The organism is Streptomyces sp. UH6 (assembly GCF_013421635.1).
Lineage (GTDB): Bacteria > Actinomycetota > Actinomycetes > Streptomycetales > Streptomycetaceae > Streptomyces > Streptomyces abyssomicinicus.
In genome coordinates this window covers 1-2,814 of sequence record NZ_JACADT010000750.1, presented here as the reverse complement: position 1 = coordinate 2,814, position 2,814 = coordinate 1, and the positions used below count along the sequence as shown (strand labels likewise).

General features: G+C 71.3%; 4 protein-coding genes. All 4 read right to left on the bottom strand.

The window, feature by feature from the left end; translation table 11 throughout:
• On the bottom strand, positions 1 to 1,222 hold a 1,222-nt coding region (locus HW445_RS25265), incomplete at its 3' end, for a cytochrome P450 (RefSeq protein WP_257231280.1).
• Between the two features lie 73 nt (positions 1,223 to 1,295).
• The gene (locus HW445_RS25260; RefSeq protein WP_180223222.1) at positions 1,296 to 1,895 is read right to left on the bottom strand and encodes an ATP/GTP-binding protein; all 600 of its coding nucleotides are present in this window, start codon (positions 1,893 to 1,895) and stop codon (positions 1,296 to 1,298) included.
• Complete coding sequence (locus HW445_RS25255; protein WP_180223221.1) at positions 1,870 to 2,244, bottom strand: DUF742 domain-containing protein; 375 nt, start codon at positions 2,242 to 2,244, stop codon at positions 1,870 to 1,872. Before HW445_RS25255 ends, HW445_RS25260 begins: the two co-directional genes overlap by 26 nt.
• Positions 2,241 to 2,642 (bottom strand): roadblock/LC7 domain-containing protein, encoded by a 402-nt coding sequence (locus HW445_RS25250; protein ID WP_151770404.1) that lies wholly within the window; start codon positions 2,640 to 2,642, stop codon positions 2,241 to 2,243. The genes HW445_RS25255 and HW445_RS25250 overlap by 4 nt, the downstream gene beginning before the upstream one ends.
• Between the last annotated feature and the right edge of the window lie 172 nt (positions 2,643 to 2,814).

The window sequence follows — 2,814 nt, the reverse complement described above, 5'->3', positions numbered from 1 at the left end:
GGTACCCCGTCACGGTGGCCACCCGGGTCGCCGCGGACGGGGCGAACCGCACGGGAAGCGAGGCGAGGGCCCGGTGGAAGGGGCCCTGACGCCATTCCAGGTCCTCGACGGGGACGTCCAGGGCCAGGTCGTCCAGCTCGTTGAAGAGCTTCTCGACCGCGGTGAGGGCGATCACCTGGGCGGGCGAGGTGGCCGGGCACTTGTGCGGGCCGGCGCCCCAGGACAGGTGGGCACCCTGACTGCGGGACCGGCGGGCCTGGGTCAGCGCGGGGTCGGCGTTCGCCCCCGCGAAGCTGATCACCACCGGGCTGCCCGCGGGCAGGCGCACCCCGGCCAGGTCGACGTCCTGCCTGGGGAAGTGGGTGGCGTAGTTGGCGATCGGCGGGTCGTCCCACAGGACGTGCTCCATCGCCTCCTCGATGAGCAGGCCGGAGCCCTCCGGCGACAGCATCAGCAGCACGGTGTTGCCGATGAGGTTGCGCTCGGGCTCCACGCCGGCGCCCATCAGCATCACCAGCTGGTCCTTGAGCTCGGTGTCGCTGAGTCCGGCGGGGTGCTGGACCAGCCGGGTGGTCAGGTCCTCGCCGGGCTCGCGGCGCTTGAGCGCCACCAGTTCCATCAGGCACTCGGTGAGTTCCTGGTCGGCGCGCAGGGCGTCCCGGCCCTCGAAGATGGCCGCCATCGACCGGGTGAGCCGGTCGCCGATGTCGGCGGAGCAGCCGAAGAGCTTGTTGAAGACCAGGAGCGGCAGCACCTTGCCGTACTCGTTCAGCAGGTCGGCACGGCCGCGCTCGCTGAACCGGTCGATCAGGAAGTCGGCCATGTTCCGCACGTCACGGGCGAGCTGACGGACGTCGATGGCGTCGAGGCTGTCGGTGACGGCCTTGCGCAGCCGCAGGTGCTCGGCGCCGTCGGTGAACAGGCAGTTGGGCCGGAACATCATCATCGGCAGCACGGGGCTGTCCGGGGCTATCCGGCCCTCCCTCAGCGCCGACCAGTGCCGGGAGTCGCGCGCGAAGAGGGTGTCGTTCTGCAGCACCCGCAGCGCGGCCTCGTGCCCCACCACCAGGGTGGCATCCACCCCGGGGGCGAGTTCCACCGGTCCGGCCGGCCCCTGGGCCCGCAGCGTGTCGTAGACGTCGTGCGGGGCGGTCGCGAAGTCGGCGCCGTGCATGGGGCAGCGGGCGGGTGCGCCGCGGTCGGCGGCGGAGGTGAAGTCCATGGTGCGATTCCTTCGGCGTCCCGGTGTCCTTGCGGTCCGGGCCTGGGGACGGGAGAAGAACGGGTGCTCCCGCTCAGCCCTTGCGGGTGAGCAGGTGACGGACGAGTTCCTTGAGCGCCTCGGCGGACGAGGCGACGTCCCGGGCGTCGCAGTGGACGACGGGGGTGTCGGGGAGCAGGTCGAGCGCCTCCCGGATCTCGCTCTCCTCGTACCTGACCGACGGGTCGAAGCTGTTGACCGCGACCGCGTACTCCAGGCCGAAGCTCTCGACCAGGTCGATGACCGGGAAGGTCGACTCCAGGCGTGCCGGGTCGACGAGCAGGAGCGCGCCGAGGGCGCCGACCGTCATGTCCTCCCAGAGCTGGACGAACCGCTGCTGGCCGGGGGTGCCGAACAGGTAGAGGACCAGTTCCTCGCTGAGGGTGATGCGGCCGAAGTCCAGGGCGACCGTGGTGGTCTCCTTGGCTCCGGCGCCGACGAGGTCGTCGACCGGGGCCGAGGCCACGGTCATCTTCTCCTCGGTGCGCAGTGGTTCGATCTCGGAGAGGCTGCCGATGTAGGTCGTCTTGCCGACACCGAAGTGACCCACGACGACGATCTTGACGGCTCTCCGCACGCCCGCCGGAAGGTACGTCGCCGTCGGCCGGTCAGCCGAAAAGCGCTTGGAGTCCATGCAACACCTCTTCGAGGGTCCCTCGGTCAACGGCTTGGGCCGGCGGCGGTGCGGCACGGCGCAGCAGATGCCCTTGTTCGGCGAGATCGGTCAGCAGCAGCCGGGCGACGGCGGTCGGCAGCCCGAGGTGGGCGGCCACCTCCGCCACGGAGAGGTAGCCGCCGCCGCAGATGTCCCAGATGGCCCGGACCTCGGGGCTCGCCTGCCGGGGGAGTTCCCGGTCGGGCGCCAGGGTGACCAGGGTGTGGAGCGACAGGTCCGTCGGCGACGGCAGCCGCCGCCCACCGGTGATGACATAGGACCGGACGAAGTCGCCGGTCACCAGATCGTCCTCGGAGGGCCTCGTCATGCGTCGGCACCGGCGTCGTGACGCACCGGCGAGGTCATGGCCTTCCCCAGGGCTGCGACCTGCTTCTGCATCCGGAAGGACATGGTCTCCATGTCCACGTCGAGCGCGGCGGAGGCCGCGAGGTAGGCGCCGCTGCCTGCCGCGATGAGGAAGATCCAGCCGCCGTCGTACTCGATCAGCGTCTGCTTCCAGGTCCCGTCGCCGCCGCCGACGAAGGGGGCGACGGCGCGGCTGAGGGACTGCATGCTGCTCATGGCGGCCGCGTTCTTCTCGGCGTCGTCGCGCTCGATGCCCTTGGACCGCTCCATCAGCAGGCCGTCGGCGGAGACGAGGATCGCGTGCCGGGCTCCGCGCACCGTGAGAACGTCGTCCAGCACCCAGGAAAGCTGGTCATTCACTGCTCTTCGGATCCTTCCGAGGTGGTCGTGTCCCGTCCGCGTGCCGTGCCCCGCGCGAACGCCCCGAGGCGTGAGGCCGTCGTCTCGCTGCTGGTCCCGTCGGGACCGTCGTGCTGTTCCGGCTGGTCCTGCCCGGGCAGGGGGGTCCGGGCGGGGGCCTGGGCCGCCGCGA

What these genes read in the sequence shown, in the direction of transcription:
- HW445_RS25260 (WP_180223222.1), bottom strand. Translation starts at nt 1,895, where the DNA reads ATGGACTCCAAGCGCTTTTCGGCTGACCGGCCGACGGCGACGTACCTT.
- HW445_RS25255 (WP_180223221.1), bottom strand. Translation starts at nt 2,244, where the DNA reads ATGACGAGGCCCTCCGAGGACGATCTGGTGACCGGCGACTTCGTCCGG.